Annotated in this window: 21 protein-coding genes; 5 read left to right on the forward strand and 16 right to left on the reverse strand. The window is 39.0% G+C overall.

Annotated features, from left to right (window positions below; genetic code table 11):
• Nucleotides 1-123: 123 nt before the first annotated feature.
• From ybeD to lipA, 3 genes are read left to right on the forward strand one after another with little or no spacing between them, the layout of a single operon-like run.
• The gene (ybeD, locus tag H5092_RS10175) at nucleotides 124-402 is read left to right on the forward strand and encodes a DUF493 family protein YbeD (RefSeq protein WP_002958517.1); all 279 of its coding nucleotides are present in this window, start codon (nucleotides 124-126) and stop codon (nucleotides 400-402) included.
• 19 nt (nucleotides 403-421) lie between these two features.
• Entirely contained in the window at nucleotides 422-1075 is a 654-nt protein-coding gene (lipB, locus tag H5092_RS10180; protein ID WP_010554695.1) for a lipoyl(octanoyl) transferase LipB, read from the forward strand.
• Entirely contained in the window at nucleotides 1072-2037 is a 966-nt protein-coding gene (gene lipA, locus H5092_RS10185; RefSeq protein WP_002958515.1) for a lipoyl synthase, read from the forward strand. Before lipB ends, lipA begins: the two co-directional genes overlap by 4 nt.
• An 80-nt stretch (nucleotides 2038-2117) precedes the next feature.
• Here lipA and H5092_RS10190 read toward each other — a convergent pair whose 3' ends face one another.
• Nucleotides 2118-3404: a VCBS domain-containing protein gene (locus tag H5092_RS10190; protein WP_182733448.1), complete on the reverse strand. Its 1287-nt coding sequence runs from the start codon at nucleotides 3402-3404 to the stop codon at nucleotides 2118-2120.
• Nucleotides 3405-3659: 255 nt separating this feature from the next.
• Between H5092_RS10190 and H5092_RS10195 the strand changes: the two genes are divergently transcribed.
• Both H5092_RS10195 and H5092_RS10200 read left to right on the forward strand, forming a co-directional pair.
• Nucleotides 3660-3899 carry an RNA-binding protein gene (locus H5092_RS10195; protein WP_002958513.1) on the forward strand — a complete coding sequence of 80 codons (240 nt, stop codon included), beginning with the start codon at nucleotides 3660-3662 and terminating at the stop codon, nucleotides 3897-3899.
• A gap of 319 nt (nucleotides 3900-4218) precedes the next feature.
• Nucleotides 4219-5838: a M28 family metallopeptidase gene (locus tag H5092_RS10200; protein WP_182724579.1), complete on the forward strand. Its 1620-nt coding sequence runs from the start codon at nucleotides 4219-4221 to the stop codon at nucleotides 5836-5838.
• 36 nt (nucleotides 5839-5874) lie between these two features.
• Here the strand turns inward: H5092_RS10200 and H5092_RS10205 are convergent, their stop codons facing one another.
• The 15 genes from H5092_RS10205 to H5092_RS10275 all read right to left on the reverse strand — a co-directional run bounded on the left by H5092_RS10205 (nucleotide 5875) and on the right by H5092_RS10275 (nucleotide 18805).
• Nucleotides 5875-6822: a PDC sensor domain-containing protein gene (locus tag H5092_RS10205; RefSeq protein ID WP_024603579.1), complete on the reverse strand. Its 948-nt coding sequence runs from the start codon at nucleotides 6820-6822 to the stop codon at nucleotides 5875-5877.
• A 220-nt stretch (nucleotides 6823-7042) separates the two neighbouring features.
• On the reverse strand, nucleotides 7043-7258 hold the full coding sequence (locus H5092_RS10210; RefSeq protein WP_024597051.1) for an EF-hand domain-containing protein: 216 nt from the start codon (nucleotides 7256-7258) through the stop codon (nucleotides 7043-7045).
• Between the two features lie 80 nt (nucleotides 7259-7338).
• Entirely contained in the window at nucleotides 7339-7545 is a 207-nt protein-coding gene (locus H5092_RS10215) for a calmodulin (protein WP_182733449.1), read from the reverse strand.
• Between the two features lie 169 nt (nucleotides 7546-7714).
• Nucleotides 7715-7927, reverse strand: a complete 213-nt coding sequence (locus tag H5092_RS10220) for a calmodulin (protein WP_007585535.1) — start codon at nucleotides 7925-7927, stop codon at nucleotides 7715-7717.
• Nucleotides 7928-8528: 601 nt separating this feature from the next.
• Nucleotides 8529-8744 (reverse strand): TIGR02450 family Trp-rich protein, encoded by a 216-nt coding sequence (locus tag H5092_RS10225; protein WP_002958506.1) that lies wholly within the window; start codon nucleotides 8742-8744, stop codon nucleotides 8529-8531.
• A 70-nt stretch (nucleotides 8745-8814) separates the two neighbouring features.
• Nucleotides 8815-9168, reverse strand: a complete 354-nt coding sequence (locus H5092_RS10230; RefSeq protein WP_182733450.1) for a cupredoxin domain-containing protein — start codon at nucleotides 9166-9168, stop codon at nucleotides 8815-8817.
• Nucleotides 9169-9188: 20 nt separating this feature from the next.
• Nucleotides 9189-11435, reverse strand: a complete 2247-nt coding sequence (locus tag H5092_RS10235; protein WP_182733451.1) for a heavy metal translocating P-type ATPase — start codon at nucleotides 11433-11435, stop codon at nucleotides 9189-9191.
• Entirely contained in the window at nucleotides 11425-11868 is a 444-nt protein-coding gene (locus H5092_RS10240; RefSeq protein WP_182733452.1) for a MerR family transcriptional regulator, read from the reverse strand. The genes H5092_RS10235 and H5092_RS10240 overlap by 11 nt, the downstream gene beginning before the upstream one ends.
• A 508-nt stretch (nucleotides 11869-12376) precedes the next feature.
• The gene (locus tag H5092_RS10245; protein WP_024595964.1) at nucleotides 12377-12874 is read right to left on the reverse strand and encodes a DUF2059 domain-containing protein; all 498 of its coding nucleotides are present in this window, start codon (nucleotides 12872-12874) and stop codon (nucleotides 12377-12379) included.
• Nucleotides 12875-13004: 130 nt separating this feature from the next.
• On the reverse strand, nucleotides 13005-13337 hold the full coding sequence (locus H5092_RS10250; RefSeq protein ID WP_002958501.1) for a Na+/H+ antiporter subunit G: 333 nt from the start codon (nucleotides 13335-13337) through the stop codon (nucleotides 13005-13007).
• A gap of 9 nt (nucleotides 13338-13346) precedes the next feature.
• The gene (locus H5092_RS10255; RefSeq protein ID WP_007378493.1) at nucleotides 13347-13616 is read right to left on the reverse strand and encodes a K+/H+ antiporter subunit F; all 270 of its coding nucleotides are present in this window, start codon (nucleotides 13614-13616) and stop codon (nucleotides 13347-13349) included.
• Nucleotides 13610-14146 carry a Na+/H+ antiporter subunit E gene (locus H5092_RS10260; protein WP_002958499.1) on the reverse strand — a complete coding sequence of 179 codons (537 nt, stop codon included), beginning with the start codon at nucleotides 14144-14146 and terminating at the stop codon, nucleotides 13610-13612. The genes H5092_RS10255 and H5092_RS10260 overlap by 7 nt, the downstream gene beginning before the upstream one ends.
• The gene (locus H5092_RS10265) at nucleotides 14146-15663 is read right to left on the reverse strand and encodes a monovalent cation/H+ antiporter subunit D (RefSeq protein WP_024595965.1); all 1518 of its coding nucleotides are present in this window, start codon (nucleotides 15661-15663) and stop codon (nucleotides 14146-14148) included. Before H5092_RS10265 ends, H5092_RS10260 begins: the two co-directional genes overlap by 1 nt.
• Nucleotides 15660-16013 (reverse strand): Na+/H+ antiporter subunit C, encoded by a 354-nt coding sequence (locus H5092_RS10270; RefSeq protein WP_010554685.1) that lies wholly within the window; start codon nucleotides 16011-16013, stop codon nucleotides 15660-15662. Before H5092_RS10270 ends, H5092_RS10265 begins: the two co-directional genes overlap by 4 nt.
• Nucleotides 16013-18805, reverse strand: a complete 2793-nt coding sequence (locus H5092_RS10275; protein ID WP_182733453.1) for a monovalent cation/H+ antiporter subunit A — start codon at nucleotides 18803-18805, stop codon at nucleotides 16013-16015. Before H5092_RS10275 ends, H5092_RS10270 begins: the two co-directional genes overlap by 1 nt.
• Between the last annotated feature and the right edge of the window lie 83 nt (nucleotides 18806-18888).

The following is an 18888-nucleotide window of genomic DNA, read 5'->3' on the forward strand; positions in this document are numbered from 1 at the left end:
GGCGTTTTTTTTTGCTTGAAAAATGTTAGAATGCGCCCCATATAAGCAAGACTGCTAATTGCCTATCTGTATTAAGCTTCAAGCTTGCATAGAGTCCACACTTTTGTATGAGGAGTCACCGTCGTGGTTCAACCTGTTAAAGATACTAAATTTGATGAGTACCTAGAGTACCCTTGCCCATTTACATTCAGAATAATGGGTTTAGCTAACGTAAACTTAACTGATCAAATTTTAGCTAAGTTACAACCAATAGCACCTGGCGATTACGCCCCTAAAGTAAAACCAAGCAGCAAAGGTAATTACGAGTCAGTAAGTCTTGTAGCAACAGTTACTAGTGGCAAACACATTGAAGAAATTTACAACGTGATCAGCAATATTGATGACGTACGCCACATGCTTTAATCCATAGTTGAGATTTGTTGTGAACGAAAACACTTTGATCGTACGCCAACTGGGTCGTCAGCGTTATATGCCAATTTGGCAAAAAATGCAGGACTTTACCGACACCCGTGATGAAAATACGCCAGATGAAATTTGGCTTGTAGAGCACGAGAGTGTATTCACCCAAGGTCAGGCTGGTAAGGACGAACACTTACTAGCTCCTGGCGACATTGAGGTGATTAAAGTTGACCGTGGCGGGCAAGTAACTTACCACGGCCCAGGTCAGCAAATGATGTATGTATTATTTAATCTACGTCGTTTAAAGATTGGTGTACGTGAACTGGTTACTTGGCTTGAAGAGTGTATTATTGAATCACTCGCCGAGTATGGTATTGAAGCTTATGCTAAAGCTGATGCACCAGGTGTATACGTTAATGACAGTAAAATTGCATCCCTTGGTTTAAGGGTTCGTCGTGGTTGCTCGTTTCATGGCTTAGCATTAAATGTTAACATGGACCTAAGTCCATTTTTACGCATTAACCCATGTGGTTATGCGGGCATGAATATGGTGCAAACTAAAGAATTAGATGGTCCTCAAAACCTAGAAAGTGCGGGTGAAGGATTGGTGAAACACATGATCAAGAAGCTTAATGCAACACAGGTTAAGCATACTGAAGGGTTTGAAAACGAATGAATAAACCAGTCAAAATGGAACCAGGTGTAAAACTACGCGACGCAGAAAAAATGGCGTTGATCCCAGTAAAAGTTTTACCTACAGAAAAAACTGAAATGTTGCGTAAGCCAGAATGGTTAAAAATTCGCTTACCTAAATCAACCGATCGTATTGACGGTATTAAAAAAGCGCTACGTAAGCATGGCTTACACTCGGTATGTGAAGAAGCTTCGTGCCCTAACCTATCTGAATGTTTTAACCACGGTACAGCTACCTTTATGATTTTAGGTGCTATTTGTACTCGTCGTTGCCCATTTTGTGATGTTGCTCACGGTCGCCCATTAAAACCTGATGCCACTGAACCTGAAAAGCTAGCACTTACTATTAAAGATATGAAGCTAAGCTACGTTGTAATCACTTCAGTTGACCGTGATGATTTACGTGATGGTGGTGCACAGCATTTTGCCGATTGTATTCGCGAGATTCGTAAACATAATCCAACTATTACTATCGAAATTTTAGTACCTGATTTTCGTGGCCGAATGGACCGCGCACTAGAGATACTAATCGAGACGCCACCAGATGTGTTTAACCACAATCTTGAAACTGCGCCACGTTTATACAAACTAGCTCGTCCAGGTGCTGACTATAAATGGTCTTTAGAATTACTTCGTCGCTTTAAAGAAGCTCACCCAGAAGTAAAAACTAAATCAGGCTTAATGGTTGGTTTAGGTGAGGAAATTAGCGAAATTGAAGAAGTACTTCGCGATTTACGTGCTCACAACGTTGACATGCTAACTGTAGGCCAATACCTACAACCTTCTAAGCATCACTTACCGGTTAAGCGCTACGTGCCACCAGTAGAGTTTGACGGCTTAAAAGCGTATGCAGACGAAATTGGCTTTACTCACGCGGCTTCTGGCCCGTTTGTACGTTCAAGCTACCATGCTGATCAACAAGCAGCGGGTAAAGAAGTGAAATAATCACTTTTATCAAAAAATTAAAAAAGCCGTTAATGATGCATAATTATTAACGGCTTTTTCATGCTAATTGATAAAATAGCTTACTGCGCTATCTTACCTTTTGTAATAGAAAAATCAGCAAACCTAACACGTTCTTCATCAGCGCGAAGGCTGTCGGTTTCAACAATCGAGCGGTAAATTCCCCACTTAGGACGAGCAAAATCAGCATCACTAAAGCCGCGCCACATATCTATGTTTTGCTCGCTTATATTAAATATCTCTGCATTATCGCTTAAGCGCGTTAACGTCATATCAAACTTACCGTTTTCACTAAATGTAGCTTGTACAAATACCTTGACCCATTCATCTGTAATGAGTGACCAGTCGGTTTCAATGAGGTTTTTATCAAGCCCTGTGCTGTTACCGTTTTCATCAAAGCCTGCACTATATCGCACTTGCAGTTGATTGCCTGTACTGTTTTTTTGTGCTCCTGAGAGTGTGATAATAGGCTGGTCGTCATTACCATTAGTATTATCGTTGCTGTCATTTCGAGCTTTTATTTGAAAAAAATGGCTAAACTTACTCGTAAGCTCAAGCTCGCTGCTTACTTTAAATTTCCAGCTATATTGAAATGTCTCCCCCTCAAACGCCAGTGTTTCTTGTGGTGATTTATCGTAGGTTTTTATTTCGTTACGTTGTCTATCACTTACGCCTTTGTCTTTATCTTGGTCATCATCTCGGTGAGCTAAAAAGACAAAATGGTTACCAATTATCGTATCGGTATCTTCAAGAATATGGACAACACTTTGATGATTGCCAGCATATAAGTCTGGAGATTCAATTGACCCTTCGCCGAAGGTATTTTCAATAAGCGTGTATGCGTCAAGCCCCGAATTAACGCCATCTGATCGCAATAAAACGTGTGATATTTTCTCAAAGCCATCAGCTTGAGCTATTGGTGCACCTACAATTGTTATGATAATTTGTGCGCTGGTACCATCTACAGAGTTTACTGTTATTGTATCTTGTAGTGTTTCACCTTCACTTAAAGATGTTATTGAAGCGTTTAAATCGTCAAGTGTGTATGACCAATCTCCACCAGCATTTAAGCTAAAAAAACCATAGCTTGTAGCGCTATTTTCTTGTGCTACAAAAGCACCTTCACCTGATTGTTGATCCGTAATAGTTAACGAGCCTGTTATTGCATCATTACTATCGCTAATAACTTCACCTAGAGTGTTACCACCAATTGTTGCAGGAGTTTGTGAAGAAATCGCTTCATTATTTTGCACCGTAGGATCAGAGCCTGAGCTGCCACAACCAGTAACTAAACAAGATAGAAGTATAGCTGTAACTGTATTACAGGGTTTAAGGGTATATTTAGACATGAGTAGTTCTGTGGTTAATAGTAAGTTAATTAAATATGAATTTACCAATTTATTGTGCAAATAACCACAATTCAATTACCAATTAATATTACCAATTTACTGATATTTTAAATTTAATTATAAAATCTATTATTTTCAAAGTGATACATAAAAATATTTCTATAGAGTGTTTATTTATATTTGTTTTAAAATAAAATTAGGTTAAACCTGAGTTACTTGAGATAATTAATACTGACATAATTATTTAGGTTCATTATGAAACTATTAGTTCGTAACTTGTCTCGTGCTACCACTGAGCATGAGCTTCGTACTTTATTTGCAGAGCACGGTAAAGTGACTACTTGTAACTTGGTACTTGATAAAGAAACTGGCCAATCTAAAGGTTTTGCCTTTGTAGAAATGCCAAACGACATAGAAAGTAAAAGCGCAATTACTGCACTTAACCAATCTACTGTTGATAAAAGTAAGATCCGCGTAAAACTTGCAGACGCATAAAGCTAACTGCAACCTATGCAAAAAAACCAGCTAATGCTGGTTTTTTGCTTTTAGTGCCCAGTATTATAAAAGAAGCAGACAGCACAAAAAATGTCTCCTGCTCAGCTAATATTGCAGCAGCAAAAAATGCAATGCCACTAGCTATAAATAAATACCCACTTTTTTACATTGGCCCATTATGTGCTCCTTTAGATTGTTCGTTATTTATACGCCTTATAAAATCAATCTGCAATTGAATGAAAAGTTCTCTATAAAAATTCGACATCGCTGCGGTGCTTCCTTTATATTGAAAGCCTAATTAAATAACAATATGAAGACTATGGCATCTACTCTTTTAAAAAGCGCTAGCCTGAGCTTGCTAGTTGCACTCTTTGGCTGCTCAGAGCCTGCAAGCGAACAAACTCCATTAGAAAATACAGCAGGTGTAAGCCTTAGCAATATTAAACAGCATATTAAAACGCTAGCCTCTGATGACTTTGAAGGCCGAGGCCCGCTTACTCATGGTGAAGTAAAAACCGTAGGCTACTTAAGCGAGCAATATAAAGCGCTGGGTTTAACCGGTGCTTATAAAGGTAAATACTTACAGCCTGTAAAAATGGCAATGGTGACAGCTAATCAGGATATGCAGTTAAAGGTAGGTGATTTAAGCTTTGAATCAGGTAAAGACTTTACCGCACGTACCGAGCAACTTCAGCCATTAATTGATGTACGCAATTCTGACGTTGTATTTGTTGGCTATGGTATTAATGCACCAGAATATAACTGGAATGACTATAAAAATATTGATGTAACTGGTAAAACTGTGGTTGTGCTAGTTAACGATCCAGGCTTTGCTACTCAAAACGACGCCCTTTTTACTGGTAATGCAATGACCTACTACGGTCGTTGGACTTATAAATATGAAGAAGCCGCTCGCCAAGGTGCAAAGGCTGTATTTATTGTTCATGAAACCGCGCCTGCGGCATATCCTTGGGGCGTAGTTGAAAGTTCAAACACCGGCACTAAATACACGTTAATGGATAACAATTTAAACGCGTCTAAATTACCGGTTATGGGCTGGCTAACACTTGATGCGACCGAGCAAATGTTTAACGCCGCAAAGCTTAACTATCAAGATTTAAAACAAGCAGCATTAAATAATGACTTTAAAGCGACGCCACTTAACTTAAAAGCAAACCTTGCCTTTAAAAACGAAGTATCACATGCAAAATCGCATAACGTAGTTGCACAAATTACAGGTAGCGAATCACCTGACGAATACGTTGTTATTAGCGCTCACTGGGACCACTTTGGTACTAAACAAACTGATACTGGCCCTAAGATTTATAATGGCGCAGTAGATAACGCTTCAGGCACTGCAGCCACGCTTGAAATAGCACGTATAATGAGCAAAATGAACAAGCAAAAACCATTTAAACGCTCAATTATTTTTGCTAACTTTACAGCAGAAGAAACAGGGTTAATTGGTTCTGAAGAGTTTGCATCGGGTGCGGTTGTACCTACAAAACAAATGGTCGGTTTATTAAATATTGATGGCATGAACGTGCTTGATGGCACTGACTACATTTTACAATACGGTAAAGATTTATCGACAATGGAAAACTATTTAGCAAAGGCTGCAAAATCACAAGGCCGTGTTGTTAAAATGGATCCTCGCCCGCAAAATGGTTTGTTTTTTAGATCAGATCATTTCTCGCTTTCTAAGCAAGGCGTGCCTAGTTTATTATTTATGAGTCTGGGTGATACCGACCCTGAGTACATTGCGCATAAATACCATAAAGAAGCAGACGACTACTCAGCTGGTTGGTCGTTAGGTGGTGTTAAGCAAGATATAAATCTTATTGTTGATATAGCCACACAGCTTGCAAATAATGGCGATTGGCCAAAGTGGACGAGCGAGTCTGACTTTAAAGCCAAACGCGCGCAAGATAAGCAATAAATAGCTATTAAATAGTTATGTAATATAAAAATCCTCCTACTTGGAGGATTTTTGTTTTAAACGAGCGCGCATTAATAGCGTTTCGGCCTTTGCCCCTAAATAAACATAAATAGCCAGTGCAATTAAAAGCCCTACCACTGCCAGCATCATCGCTATGGCAGGCATTAAATATTCCGATTGCCCCAACGCCGCTTTAAACATAGTTAACAGCGCCTCAATTGATATAGCAATCAACACAGTAGAGATAAACCGTGTAATAGTGCGCCGCGTAGACGAGTGCCTAAAAATATCCTTATGCATCAGGATTTCTTCTTCGAGTATTGTTTTACCTAAATCAAATACTGCCAATGCCAAGGTGATGTAAATAATGATACTAAAGGGTTCAAGTGGGTCTGATGAGGTATCTACATGAGTTAATAGAGCGTATATATCACTAAAAACGATATTTAGTAAAAATAATACTAAGCAAAATAAGCACGCCACAATAATACCGTAACCCGCCTTGAAGTAAGGCGACATATTAGCGCGCGCAGTATCACCCATTACAAACTCAATAAGCTGCGTTAAGCTCACATCAACAACCAAGTAATGTTGATTATTAATTGGTTTTTTTAGCTCTTTAATCGCCGATATACATAAATGGTTAGTCGCTATAGAAATATAGGGATCAGTAAAGCACACTTTATCACTTGCTTTAGCGTTCAAAAAATAGGGTCGCTCACTTAAATCTTGTTGATTACCACTTTCACCTAATTTTTTGCTGTATGCGCGTTTAAAGCAGACGTTATTACCCTGCTGCAAACCTTCTGCATTTAAACAATATTGTAATTCTAAAAATGGGTACTGCTTAATCAGATAGCGAGTATCACGTTCTTTAGTTAATCCGTCCTCAATACTCATTAAAATAGATTCAAGTAAACTGTGTATTACATGCTCATATTCGTGGTAGCGCTCAACACTACTGATATAACTCATTCGCGCCATTTTAAATACTCATTAACCTAAGTTATAAATAGATTTGCAAGTTTAAAACCAACAATAAAATAACTTAACAATCAGTAACTTGACACTATTCAAACTCAAGTTTTGCACTACTTTGGTGACTAAATAGTAATATATTAAATTAAATGCACAAAAAAGCAGCTAAGTATTAATTACTTAGCTGCTTTGTGAGTATGACTGGTAAGGTTCTACATAGAGCTTATTACTGAACCTTCGAAAACTCTTCTTTAGATAACTCGCCATTTCCATCTGTATCTAATTGATCAAAAAGCTGTACTAGTTGCGAGTTTACTTGGGCTTCTGTTTTGCTAATTACGCCGTCGCCATCTGTATCAAAAGAATCAAAATCTACCGCAGCAAACGCCGCTGAAGAAGAAGCTAGGGCTACAAGAGCTAAAGTTTTGTGTAATGTTTTCATAATCGTTTCCTTAGGCTTTGAGCCTGATTAGAGGTAAGAAGTCCTTTTCAAAGATCCTTTAGGAGTAAAATGTCTATAAATTAATATTCAAAAAAATCATTTTCTGTCGGAGCACCGCTACTTTGAACATTCAGCTCGTCAAATTGCTCTATCACTTGCGCCGATTCTTCAGAGCGACTAATTGAAGCGTTGTCGTTTGCATCGCGTGTTTCAAAGTCTGTGCTTGCAAATACTACTGACGAAGAAACAATAGCCATAAGTACAAATGTTGATTGTAGCTTTTTCATAATTTAATCCTTCAAAAGGATGCGGTGTCCTAAATAAATTTGCTCTATAGTGCTCTCTAGTCACTTCCTAGTTATTCTTTTTAGTAGGCTCCCTTGCCTACTTAGGTTGTCTTTGGCAACTCAGAATTTAGATAACATCACAGAGCATTAACTGCTTAAGGCTTTAATTTTAGGCCTTAGAAAACTCATCTTCAGATAGCTCACCATCTTGGTTAGTATCGAGTTCTTCAAACTTGCTTAAAAGCTCAGCATCTACTGAGGCTTCGGCTTGGCTGATTGCGCCATTACCATCTACGTCTAGCGTATCAAAATCTGTTGCTGCAAAAGCCGCTGATGAAGAAGCTAGCGCCATTAGTACTAATGTTGATTGAAATGTTTTCATAATAGTATTCCTTCATTGGGTTGTTGCGATTAAGGCCTTTGGCTTTCATCACGTTTTGCTTAATACACTCTAGGTATTACAACTTCGGTGCCACTTTTTATTTATTATTTAAAAACAATGAGTTAAATGATATAAAGCGAGAAAAGCTTAATTTGGGGAGGTGTTATTGTTGCTATTTAGCAACAGCCATTTAACTAAAAATAATAAACCATTATAAATCAATTGGTTAAGTTTAATTAAAAAGACACACTTTTGCTAAAAAGCCAATAAGGGGGCGTTTAGGTTAGCCTTCAAAATAAACTGAATATGAACATGAAAATTACATCGGATTTATTTTCGGCTATTAAATAATTAATTTATTTATAATCAGTAAGTTATATTGTTTTTGAAATTTATTATAAAAATTTTGGAAAGATATTTTGAAATTAACTGTTTTGTTGCCAAATGGCGAATTTATCTAGTAAGGTTTCAATGCTAAAGCTAAGTTGTAGCATTCAACTCATAATTTAATGCGCTGTAAAGCATAGGTTCGCTTGAGTTAAGCAAACCTACATCGTGTGCCAGCCAGCTATTGGAGTGAGGTAAATTATATAGATTTAAACTACTTCCACCCTTGCAGCCACTTTTGGTTATCTTTTAAATCTCGCCAACTAATTGGATATTGATTTTTTGACATAACAGCCTCAGTAATACATTCAATTACATTGCCGTCTTCATCAAATTCCACCTCAACAATAATGAAGTGTTTTTCTTTATTTATAGCAGGTGTTGCGGTCCATTTACTATTCAATAATTTTTTAGGGTTTAGTTTATTCATTTAATGTAACCACTCCTACTCATAGCTTATTTAAGGCAACTATACGACCCCAACACCTACTTAGTTCAGACTACTCTGCAACTAGCTTGCCTTTGTACATTTGCATTTGGCAATGAAAGTCATACTCACCGGCTTCAAGCGCAGGTAGTTTAACCGTATTGCCATCACCCATTGCCAGCGTTTTACTTATATCAAGCTGTGGAAATACCACTGTTTCGGCGCACGGCGCGCTGTCTTTTCTATCAAAGGTAAGTACAACCTCTTTGTTGGCTGCCACTTTAATGTGTCTTGGCTTATAAACACCGTTATCAACGACTATCGTTACTTTGTTGCCATCACTTTGTGTTTGCTCTGGTTTGTATAGCCAAAACCAATAAATAATTGCAGCTATTAACAGTGCACCACCTATATTAATCATCAACATAATGTACTCCTTAGCTAAAATTACGATTTATTTGGTTTGAAAAAACGTAAGCGATTAGCGTTACTTACCACTGTAAGCGATGAAAGTGCCATAGCTGCACCGGCAACAACAGGGTTAAGTAGTATTCCAAAAAATGGATACAACACGCCGGCTGCAATCGGAATACCCGCCACGTTATAAATAAAGGCACCAAATAGGTTTTGTTTAATATTTGAAATAGTTGCATTACTCACTGCAATTGCATCAGCAAGGCCATGTAACGAACCACGCATTAAGGTAATGTCTGCACTTTCTATTGCAACATCGGTACCTGTACCAATTGCAAATCCTACGTCAGCTTGTGCAAGTGCGGGAGCATCGTTAATACCATCACCTGTCATACCCACTATTTCACCATTTGCTTGGCGCTTTGTTACTTCGTTTACTTTGTCATCGGGCATTACTTCTGCAATAAAGTCATCAATACCAACTTGTTTAGCAACGGCTTGTGCAGTGGCTTTGTTGTCACCTGTTAGCATAACTAGGTGGATACCTTTATCTTGCAGGCGTTTAATAGCTTCAACTGAATCCTCTTTAATTGGATCTGCTACTGCAATAATAGCGTGGAGCTTATTATTACTTGCAAAATACATGGGCGTTTTAGCATCACTGGCAAGTGTTTGAGCTTGCTCGGTTGCATCATCAACGGCCACGTTGTATTTATCCATTAGCGCTTTATTGCCAAACAACAATGTTTGCCCGTCAACACTGCCAGTTACACCTTTACCTGTAATTGCATCAAAGTCGGCTACTTTACTTAAAGCTAAGCCCTGCTTTTTAGCGTGTGCCGTAATTGCTTGGGCTAGAGGATGCTCTGAGCTACTTTCAAGGCTTGCAACAAGTTGCATTACTGTATTTTCATTACTGTTATTAAAGGTAACTACATCGGTAACTTGCGGTGTGCCTTGAGTAATAGTGCCTGTTTTATCTAAAATCATGGTGGTGATTTTAGATGTTGTTTGCAGCGACTCACCATTTCGAATTAATATTCCTGACTCTGCAGCTTTACCAATACCCACCATAACCGACATAGGGGTTGCGAGTCCTAGCGCACAAGGACAAGCAATAATAAGTACAGTGGTAACCGCAACAACGGCATAAGCAATTGATGGCTCAGGTCCGAAGTTTAACCATGCAAGGCCTGCAAGCACCGCAATAATCATGACTGTTGGTACAAATATTCCTGATATAACATCAGCTAAGCGCCCTATTGATGGCTTTGAGTTTTGTGCACGCTTTACCATATTGATAATATTGGCAAGTGTGGTTTCGCTACCAATGTGCGTGGCTTTAAATAATAAAGTGCCACTTTTATTAATACTTCCGGCAACGACTTTATCGCCCGTTTTTTTGCTTACAGCCATTGGCTCACCAGTAAGCATTGACTCATCAACCGTACTGCTGCCTTCAATAACATCGCCATCCACAGGGATTTTTTCCCCCGGGCGTACGCGTACTTCATCATTTTTTACAACATCACTAATGTCGATGTCTTGCTCTTGACCATCACGAATTACGCGTGCAGTTTTTGGTTGCAGGCCAATTAAACGTTTAATTGCTTGTGAGGTGCGCCCACGTGCTTTTACTTCAAAAGCGAGCCCTAAACTAATTAAACCGATGATCATCGATGATGCTTCAAAATATACGTGCCTTGCGACTTGTGGTAATAAGTTTGGTGCTATTACTACGAACATTGAATACAACCACGCAGTACCTGTACCAAGCGCTATTAATGTATCCATATTGGCAGCATGGTTTTTAAATGCCTGCCAAGCACCTTTGTAAAATTGCTTACCTGATATAGCCATAACCACAAGCGTGACTATACCCACTAAAAACCAGGCTATTCGTTGTGTGTCGGTGGTCACACTCATATCAAAAATAAGCCCGTATATCATTAACGGTGCACCGACCCCTAACGCTAATATCATATTACGCATTAGCTTTTTGTAATGTGCCTCGTCCGACTTTGCTTTTTCATCAAGTGCATCTTGATCAGACTCGTTACTCATTGGCTTAGCTGAATAACCAATGTTTTCGACTGCTTTAATAAGCGTGCTTTCGCGGGCTTTACCTTCTACACGTACTGTACGCTGTGCAAAGTTCATTTCTACATTTTGCGCACCTTGCACGCTATTAAGGGCTTTTTCAATTTTAGCCACACAACTGCCGCAATTAGCGCCTTCAATAATAAAGTTTTGCGCGGTGTCTTTTTTATTAGTCGTCATTACGCTGCTCCTTATTTGCAGAATCGTTTATTGGATCAACAAAAGATTCTATTAAACTACACACGTCACTGGCATTTGCACCATCGGCTGATGTATCCCATTGCGCCAGAGCTGCATGCATTCTATTTCGTAATTTTAATGTTTCTTGAAATAGTGCTTCGGTTTCTTCTAGGCGTTTAGTAATGAGTTTACGCGTTAACGGACAAGCACAATTCCCCTGCTCAGACTCGCCTATAATGTGTTGAATATCTTTGAGAGAAAAACCAAGTTGACGAGAGCTAATAATAAACTTTAAACGCTGCTGGTCTTGCTTTGTATATTCTTGATAGCCATTTCCTTCACTGCGTATTGGATGAAGTAACCCAATTCGTGTGTAATGACGAACAGTATCTGCAGTCACGCCCATTAACTTGGCGAGTTGTTTAACATACATAATTTAGCTCCGTCGTGTTTCAATAGCTTCATAATAAACCTAGGTGCAACACATAGGTCAATGGCTATTTTAAAAGTAACAAAATAATACTAATTGGCTTAATTAAGTGCTCTATTTAAGACAATAAATCGAGTGGATAACAAGGCAAAGGTTTCGTTATTTAGTTGTTATTATTAATTGCCCCTGCATCCATGCAGTCGTATCTCAAAAATGTTTAACGCAGTTAGCGCCGTACTTAATCCCTCAAATTGATTATGTATTGTTGCTCATTGGTATAGTGACACAAACATAATTAACTTAAGCTGATATTGGCCGTGTATTATCTGAAGGGGGCGTAATTTAGTAGAGAAGCGCCTAAGTAAGGCGCGTATTAATCTAAGGGCGTGTTGATCATTGGTGATTTAATTTATGCAGACTGTTTGGTCTTTAGGCAAGGCAGAGCCTATGTAGTGTGGTTACCCCCCATAAACAGGCGATAACGCAGCATAAATACCAAACATGCGCTGCCCTAGTTTGATTCGCTACGGCTTTGCTCTAATTCGTCGCTTAGTTGCTGCGCTAAAGTTTGTATTTTAGGCATAGCATCTTTCATTAAGCTTTGTGACATTTGCATAGACTCTTGCATTACAACAGGCATTTTTTCGAGTATTTTTTGCCCTGTATCTGTTTTATAAAACGCTAACATATCGGCAATCTCTTGCTCACTAAAATGCTTGTCGTATACATTGACCATCATTGGCTGCATTTTAGCCCAGCTCATTTCGGTTTTTAATACCGTCGTCATGTCGCCGTAGTACTTATCAAAAATAGCTTGCTCAGAAGGCTTAACACCCATTTGGTCTGACATGCCTTTCATCATACCTTCAACCTGGCCGTACATAGAATCAACCATTGAATCTAAATTCATTACACTAATGAGTTCATCTATTTTTTGCTGCTTAGTATTTTGTTCAGCATATAAACTACTAGAAAAAATCAGTAATGATAAAAGTAGTACTTTACCCATAATAATATCCTTTCATATAAATAATTAATTTATAGTCACATGAATAGTTTGTATTGTAAAGGGTACAAGCAATCATTAAAAAGGCCGAATAAAATGAATTTATTCGGCCTTTTATAAATTACTTTTTGCGTTAGTCGTCTTCTACATTATCTAGGCCTTTAGTGCCTTCTTTGGCTTTTAGCTTATGATGAATAGCTGACTTTATTAGCATGTAACCACTAATCGGTGCTGTAATTAGTAAAAATATAGTAATGAGTATTTCTTTAACACTTAGACCATGCTCTGAACTTGCAAAATAAACCATAGCCGCAATTAACATACTCGCCATGCCCAAGGTAGTTGCTTTAGTTGGTCCATGTAAACGCATAAAAAAGTCAGGTAGTTTAATTAAACCTATTGAGCCAATTAAAATAAACGTACCACCAAATAACAATAATATTGATACAACCCATTCGCTGATCATGTTTTCACCTTATTCAATTATATCGCCACGTAGTAAATACTTACACACTGCAACCGTACTTATAAAGCCGAGCATGGCAATGAGCAGTGCAGCTTCAAAATAAAGCCCTGTATCCATACTAATGCTGTATAAAATAATCAGTGCGATGACGTTAATGTACATAGTATCGAGCGCTAAAACACGGTCAGGCACTGACGGACCGATGATCAATCGCCATAAATTAAGCAATAATGATAAGCCAATCATCGAAAAAACAATGAGTAATACAGTATCTAACATTGAAATATCTCCTTTAGTGGAGCTTCGTAGCGTTGTTTTATTTGTTTGATAAGTGCTTCTTCATCTTTAAGATCAAGCACATGTATCAGTAAGTAGCGTTGCGTTGGCTCTTCACCTTCAGGTAACGACTCAGCAATTGGATAAACCTCTGCACTCACAGTACCAGGTGTAAGCGATACACAACTAGCCAATATAGTAATTGGCATGTCGTGTGTTAAATCTATAGGAACTTTTATAAAGGCCGGACGCAATTTTTTTGATGGTCCAAGTATAAGTAAAGCCACTTGTAAATTTGCAACAACAATATCGTATAGCACTATAAGTAACTGCTTAAGCGCCAAGCCTGGCTTTAAAATCAGTGGCTGAGGGTCTCGAAACGAAAAACTCAATATAGGGATAAGTATCGCAAAAATAGTCGCTAATACTAAGTGCCCTACCGATACGCTATTGTTTAACAATAACCAAACCATAAACAAAAATAAGCTACGAAATGGCGTTGGTAACCAACGAAAACGGGCTTGTAATCTCATCACATGCCTCCTTTAAGTACAGCATTAATACCGCCGCTTAGATCATGTAACTGAGTAGCAGCATTTAGCATATATTCACTTATTGGTCCGCCCAAAATAACTAGCAATGGCGAACATGCAAGTAAAGCTATAATTACAGTTACCTGCAACGGGTGTGCACTTGCACAATCGGCATTTTCGCTACTTTTGCTTCTATGCTCCCAGAACAAAGTTGTGCCAGCGCGCGAAAGCGCTACTAACAACGCAAAACTTGTTACTAAATATACTGGCCAAAATAGTAAAGCTTGCTCACTGTTTAATGTCGCTTTAAGTATCCAAATTTTACCTACAAAGCCTGACAGTGGTGGCATACCAACTACCGTTAAAGACGCAATAATAAAGCACACACCTAATAAAAATGGCTGTTTTACAGAGCGACCTGCTACTAGTCTATCGCCAACTTTACCGCGCTGGATTGAAACTAAGTCTGCTAGTAAAAATAGTGCGGCACTAACAAGTGTTGAATGCACTAAATAATATAAAAGTGCAGCAGTGGCATTTACATTTTGCAATGCTATTAGCGCAACCAGCGTACCTACCGATACTAATACTAAGTTAGAGGTGAGTTTACGTAAGTCTTGTGCTGCCATCACACCAATTGCACCTACTATAATGGTCGCAATTGCTAAGCCCCAAAGCCAAGGCTGCGCCATGTGTTCAAGCGCTCCGGCTTGTTCACCAAATATCACCGTATAAACACGAAGCATAGCGTAAACGCCTACTTTAGTCATAATCGCAAACAATGCAGCAACCACAGGTTTAGCACTTGCGTAAGTATTTGGAAGCCATAAATGCAGAGGTAATAGTGCGCCTTTTAAAGCAAATACTATTAATAGCAGTAAGCCGCCTGCTTTTGCTAGATATACATCATCACCTGTAAGTAGTGATACCTTTTGCGTCATGTCTGCAATATTAAGCGTACCAAGCACACCGTACAAAATACCCAAACCAATTAAAAATACGCTTGAGCCAACTAAATTCAATATTACATATTGCAATGCCGCGCGAGTATTTTGTTTATCACCTGCGTGCATTAACAATGCATAAGATGCAATCAGTAGCACTTCAAAAAATACAAATAGGTTAAATAAATCGCCAGTTAAAAACGCGCCATTTACACCTAATATCAAAAAGTGAACAAGTGGGTGATAAAAGCTACCTTTTTCATCATCGCCAGCACTACCATATAAAATAGCGCCCAAACCTAAAAATGAAGTTAACGTAACCAATAAGGTAGACAACATATCGGCTACTAAGACTATTCCAAATGGTGCAGACCAATTACCAATAGCGTAAACGTTAATACCTGTATTATTAACATGTACAAGTAAAAGCACACTAATGGCAAAAGTAGCTATTGCCATTACAATTGAAACTAAGCGGCGAATTTTAACGCTTTTACCACATGGTGGCAGCAATAAAATAACAGCCGTCAGCATAGGTAATAAAATAGGGAGCGAAGCTAAATGTTGGATCATTTTTGCTCCTTATTATCTGCAGAGGTGTTGGGCACATAACCATCAACATGGTCGCTACCTAAATCGGCGCGTCCACGTATTGCCAAAATAACCACGAATGCGGTCATCGCAAAACCAATAACAATAGCTGTAAGCACTAAAGCTTGAGGTAGAGGATCGGCGTATTCTGTACCAGTACCAAGCACTACCGCTTTATTAATAGTAAGACGACCTGCTGAAAACAAAAATAAGTTAACAGCATATGAAATCATAGTAAGCCCAAGTACTACAGGAAACGTACGAGCTCTTAGCAGTAAAAACACACCGCAACTGACCAATACTCCAACGCAAGATGCGTACAATAATTCCATTAAATATTTACCTCTTTTTTCTGGGTATCTGCCGTCATATTACCTAAGCTTGCCAAAATCATTAGCGTAGCGCCTACAACCGTTAAGTAAACACCTAGGTCAAATGCAATCGCGCTGGCAAGCTCTGTTTTACCGACAAACGGAATATCAAAGTAGTCAAACCAAGTTGTTAAAAATGGCTTATCAAAGAACCAGCTACCCACACCAGTGAACAGTGAAATACCAATGCCTGAAGCTATGATTTTACGATAATTAACATCAAAACGTCCGTTTATCCATGCTGTACCATGCGCCATGTATTGCAAAATAAACGCGATTGACGTTACCAGTCCAGCAATAAAGCCACCGCCAGGTAAGTTATGTCCGCGTAAGAAAATATATGCAGAAACCAATAACGCAAGCGGTAATAAACTTTGTGAAATACTCGCCAGTAAGATTGGATGGCGCTCTCGTGCCCATGGGCGCCCTTCGCTGTCACTTGCTGGCATAAATAATGGGATTCGAGAAAGTACTTTAAATATACCTAATGCGGCAATGCCTAATACGGTAATTTCACCAAGCGTATCAAAGCCCCTAAAGTCGACTAAAATAACGTTAACTACATTAGTACCACCGCCACCAATTTTAGCGTTAGCAATAAAGAAGTCTGAGATTGAATCTAATGGACGTGTAAGTAATGCATAACAGATACTCGCTATAACTACACCTAACGTAGAGGCAATTCCTAAATCTCGAAGTACGCGTAATGAACTTGATTCTTTTGGCGTATGCTGGGGCAAGAAAAACAATGCCAGCATAAGTAAAATAATAGTAACAACCTCAACAGTTAACTGTGTAAGTGCTAAATCAGGAGCAGAAAAGCGTGTGAATACAACCGATACCATTAACCCTACGATTGAGAGCATTAACAACGATACCATTCGAGAGCGATGCCAAATAACGGTAGCAAGAGCACCAATAATCAATAAGCCCGCACCAATTGCATTGTGCACATCAACAGGGGTAAGTGGCATGCTGCCAGCGAGTTGTTGCATTTCAAATAATGGCCAACCGGCACACAGTAAGACTATCGCTAACATAATTACTAGGTAGCGCTGCAGCGATCCATTTTCGATACTGCTTACCTTTGACTGACACCAAGCAACAACACTTAAAATTACACGTTCAAAGGTTTTTTTAGCATTTAAAGGTGGTAATGACGCTTGAAACTGAAATAGATATTTACGATTAATATAAATAAATAAACCGCCAGCAATCGCCATTGCACTCATTAATAGAGGCAAGTTAAACCCGTGCCAAATAGCCAATTCGTAAACTGGCATTTCTTTTCCAAGTACAGCTAAAGACGCCGCAGATAAAATGCCATCAATTGTAAAGTGTGGGAACATACCCACTAGTAAACAAATCACAACTAATATTTCTATTGGTACCCGCATATAACGTGGCGGTTCGTGCGGCGTGCGAGGTAAATCGATTGGCTCACCATTAAAGAACACGTCATGAATAAAGCGTGCGGAGTACGCAACAGCTAATGCGCCTGCAACCGTTGCCAGTACTGGAATTAACCACGACATAGAACCAAGCACTTGCTGATGCAGCGTTTCTGCAAAAAACATTTCTTTAGATAAAAACCCATTAAGTAATGGAACCCCTGCCATAGCAGCCGCCGCGACCATTGCAAGCGTTGCAGTGTATGGTAAGTATCGCCACATACCATTTAATTTACGCATATCGCGCGTGCCTGTTTCATGATCGATAATACCAACGGCCATAAATAACGACGCTTTAAACGTTGCATGGTTAATTATATGAAATATAGCAGCAACAGTCGCAAGCTCAGTATCAAGCCCGAGTAATAGCGTTATTAAACCCAAATGGCTTATTGTTGAGTAGGCTAACAATCCTTTTAAATCGTGTTTGAATAATGCTATATAAGCACCAAACAACAGCGTAGCTAAACCTGTTAACCCAACAAGCAGGAACCACGTATCGGTGCCAGCTAAAGCCGGATGAAAACGTGCTAACAAAAATATACCGGCTTTTACCATGGTTGCAGAATGTAAATACGCGCTCACTGGCGTAGGCGCTGCCATTGCATGAGGAAGCCAAAAATGAAATGGAAATTGTGCCGATTTAGTAAACGCACCCAATAGCACCAATACTAATGCTACTTCGTATAAATCGTGAGATTGAATTATTGCTTTACTCGCTAGGATAACATCTAGGTCATAACTACCAACAATATCACCTAATAGCATTAAGCCTGCAAGTAACGCTAAGCCGCCCGCACCTGTTACAGCAAGTGCCATACGAGCACCCTTTCGCGCTTCAGACTTATGCCACCAAAAACTAATTAATAAAAATGAGCTGATGCTCGTTAATTCCCAAAACAACCACAGCTGAATAACATTGTTAGACATAACAATGCCAAGCATTGCAGTCATAAACAGCATTAAATAACTATATAACTTAGCCATTGAGTCGTTGGCACTGAGGTAGTAACGCGTGTAGAGGATAACGAGCAAGCCTATGCCTAAAATCATAAACATAAACAATAAACTGAGGCCGTCTAACCGCAGAGATAGGTCGAGCCCTATTGACGGGATCCAAGCGAAAGAGTAACGAATGGTTTCGCCCGCTAAAACTGCAGGTGCATGGTATAAAGTTATTCCCAAAGCCGTTAAAGGCGCAAGAGCCGTTAAACTAGTGCTTAAATTGCGGGATAACTTACCTGTGCATGCAGAAATAACACTGCCAATTAAGGATAACAAGGGTATCCAGAGCAAAGTCATAATGTAGGGCCTTTTATAATCATAAGTTTATCAGGGCATCTCTTTTTAATACTAAGGGATGCTTTTACTGCCTGTTTTTAAAC

Source organism: Pseudoalteromonas sp. SR41-7 (assembly GCF_014163935.1).
In the GTDB taxonomy this organism is placed as follows: Bacteria; Pseudomonadota; Gammaproteobacteria; order Enterobacterales; family Alteromonadaceae; genus Pseudoalteromonas; species Pseudoalteromonas distincta.

What these genes read in the sequence shown, in the direction of transcription:
- H5092_RS10235 (WP_182733451.1), bottom strand. Translation starts at nt 11,435, where the DNA reads ATGACGACTAATAAAAAAGACACCGCGCAAAACTTTATTATTGAAGGC.
- H5092_RS10265 (WP_024595965.1), bottom strand. Translation starts at nt 15,663, where the DNA reads ATGATCCAACATTTAGCTTCGCTCCCTATTTTATTACCTATGCTGACG.
- H5092_RS10225 (WP_002958506.1), bottom strand. Translation starts at nt 8,744, where the DNA reads ATGAATAAACTAAACCCTAAAAAATTATTGAATAGTAAATGGACCGCA.
- H5092_RS10195 (WP_002958513.1), top strand. Translation starts at nt 3,660, where the DNA reads ATGAAACTATTAGTTCGTAACTTGTCTCGTGCTACCACTGAGCATGAG.
- H5092_RS10190 (WP_182733448.1), bottom strand. Translation starts at nt 3,404, where the DNA reads ATGTCTAAATATACCCTTAAACCCTGTAATACAGTTACAGCTATACTT.
- H5092_RS10240 (WP_182733452.1), bottom strand. Translation starts at nt 11,868, where the DNA reads ATGTATGTTAAACAACTCGCCAAGTTAATGGGCGTGACTGCAGATACT.
- H5092_RS10245 (WP_024595964.1), bottom strand. Translation starts at nt 12,874, where the DNA reads ATGGGTAAAGTACTACTTTTATCATTACTGATTTTTTCTAGTAGTTTA.
- H5092_RS10255 (WP_007378493.1), bottom strand. Translation starts at nt 13,616, where the DNA reads ATGTTAGATACTGTATTACTCATTGTTTTTTCGATGATTGGCTTATCA.
- H5092_RS10260 (WP_002958499.1), bottom strand. Translation starts at nt 14,146, where the DNA reads ATGAGATTACAAGCCCGTTTTCGTTGGTTACCAACGCCATTTCGTAGC.
- H5092_RS10205 (WP_024603579.1), bottom strand. Translation starts at nt 6,822, where the DNA reads ATGGCGCGAATGAGTTATATCAGTAGTGTTGAGCGCTACCACGAATAT.
- H5092_RS10230 (WP_182733450.1), bottom strand. Translation starts at nt 9,168, where the DNA reads ATGTTGATGATTAATATAGGTGGTGCACTGTTAATAGCTGCAATTATT.
- H5092_RS10275 (WP_182733453.1), bottom strand. Translation starts at nt 18,805, where the DNA reads ATGACTTTGCTCTGGATACCCTTGTTATCCTTAATTGGCAGTGTTATT.
- lipA (WP_002958515.1), top strand. Translation starts at nt 1,072, where the DNA reads ATGAATAAACCAGTCAAAATGGAACCAGGTGTAAAACTACGCGACGCA.
- H5092_RS10200 (WP_182724579.1), top strand. Translation starts at nt 4,219, where the DNA reads ATGGCATCTACTCTTTTAAAAAGCGCTAGCCTGAGCTTGCTAGTTGCA.
- H5092_RS10210 (WP_024597051.1), bottom strand. Translation starts at nt 7,258, where the DNA reads ATGAAAACATTACACAAAACTTTAGCTCTTGTAGCCCTAGCTTCTTCT.
- H5092_RS10270 (WP_010554685.1), bottom strand. Translation starts at nt 16,013, where the DNA reads ATGGAATTATTGTACGCATCTTGCGTTGGAGTATTGGTCAGTTGCGGT.
- H5092_RS10220 (WP_007585535.1), bottom strand. Translation starts at nt 7,927, where the DNA reads ATGAAAACATTTCAATCAACATTAGTACTAATGGCGCTAGCTTCTTCA.
- H5092_RS10250 (WP_002958501.1), bottom strand. Translation starts at nt 13,337, where the DNA reads ATGATCAGCGAATGGGTTGTATCAATATTATTGTTATTTGGTGGTACG.
- H5092_RS10215 (WP_182733449.1), bottom strand. Translation starts at nt 7,545, where the DNA reads ATGAAAAAGCTACAATCAACATTTGTACTTATGGCTATTGTTTCTTCG.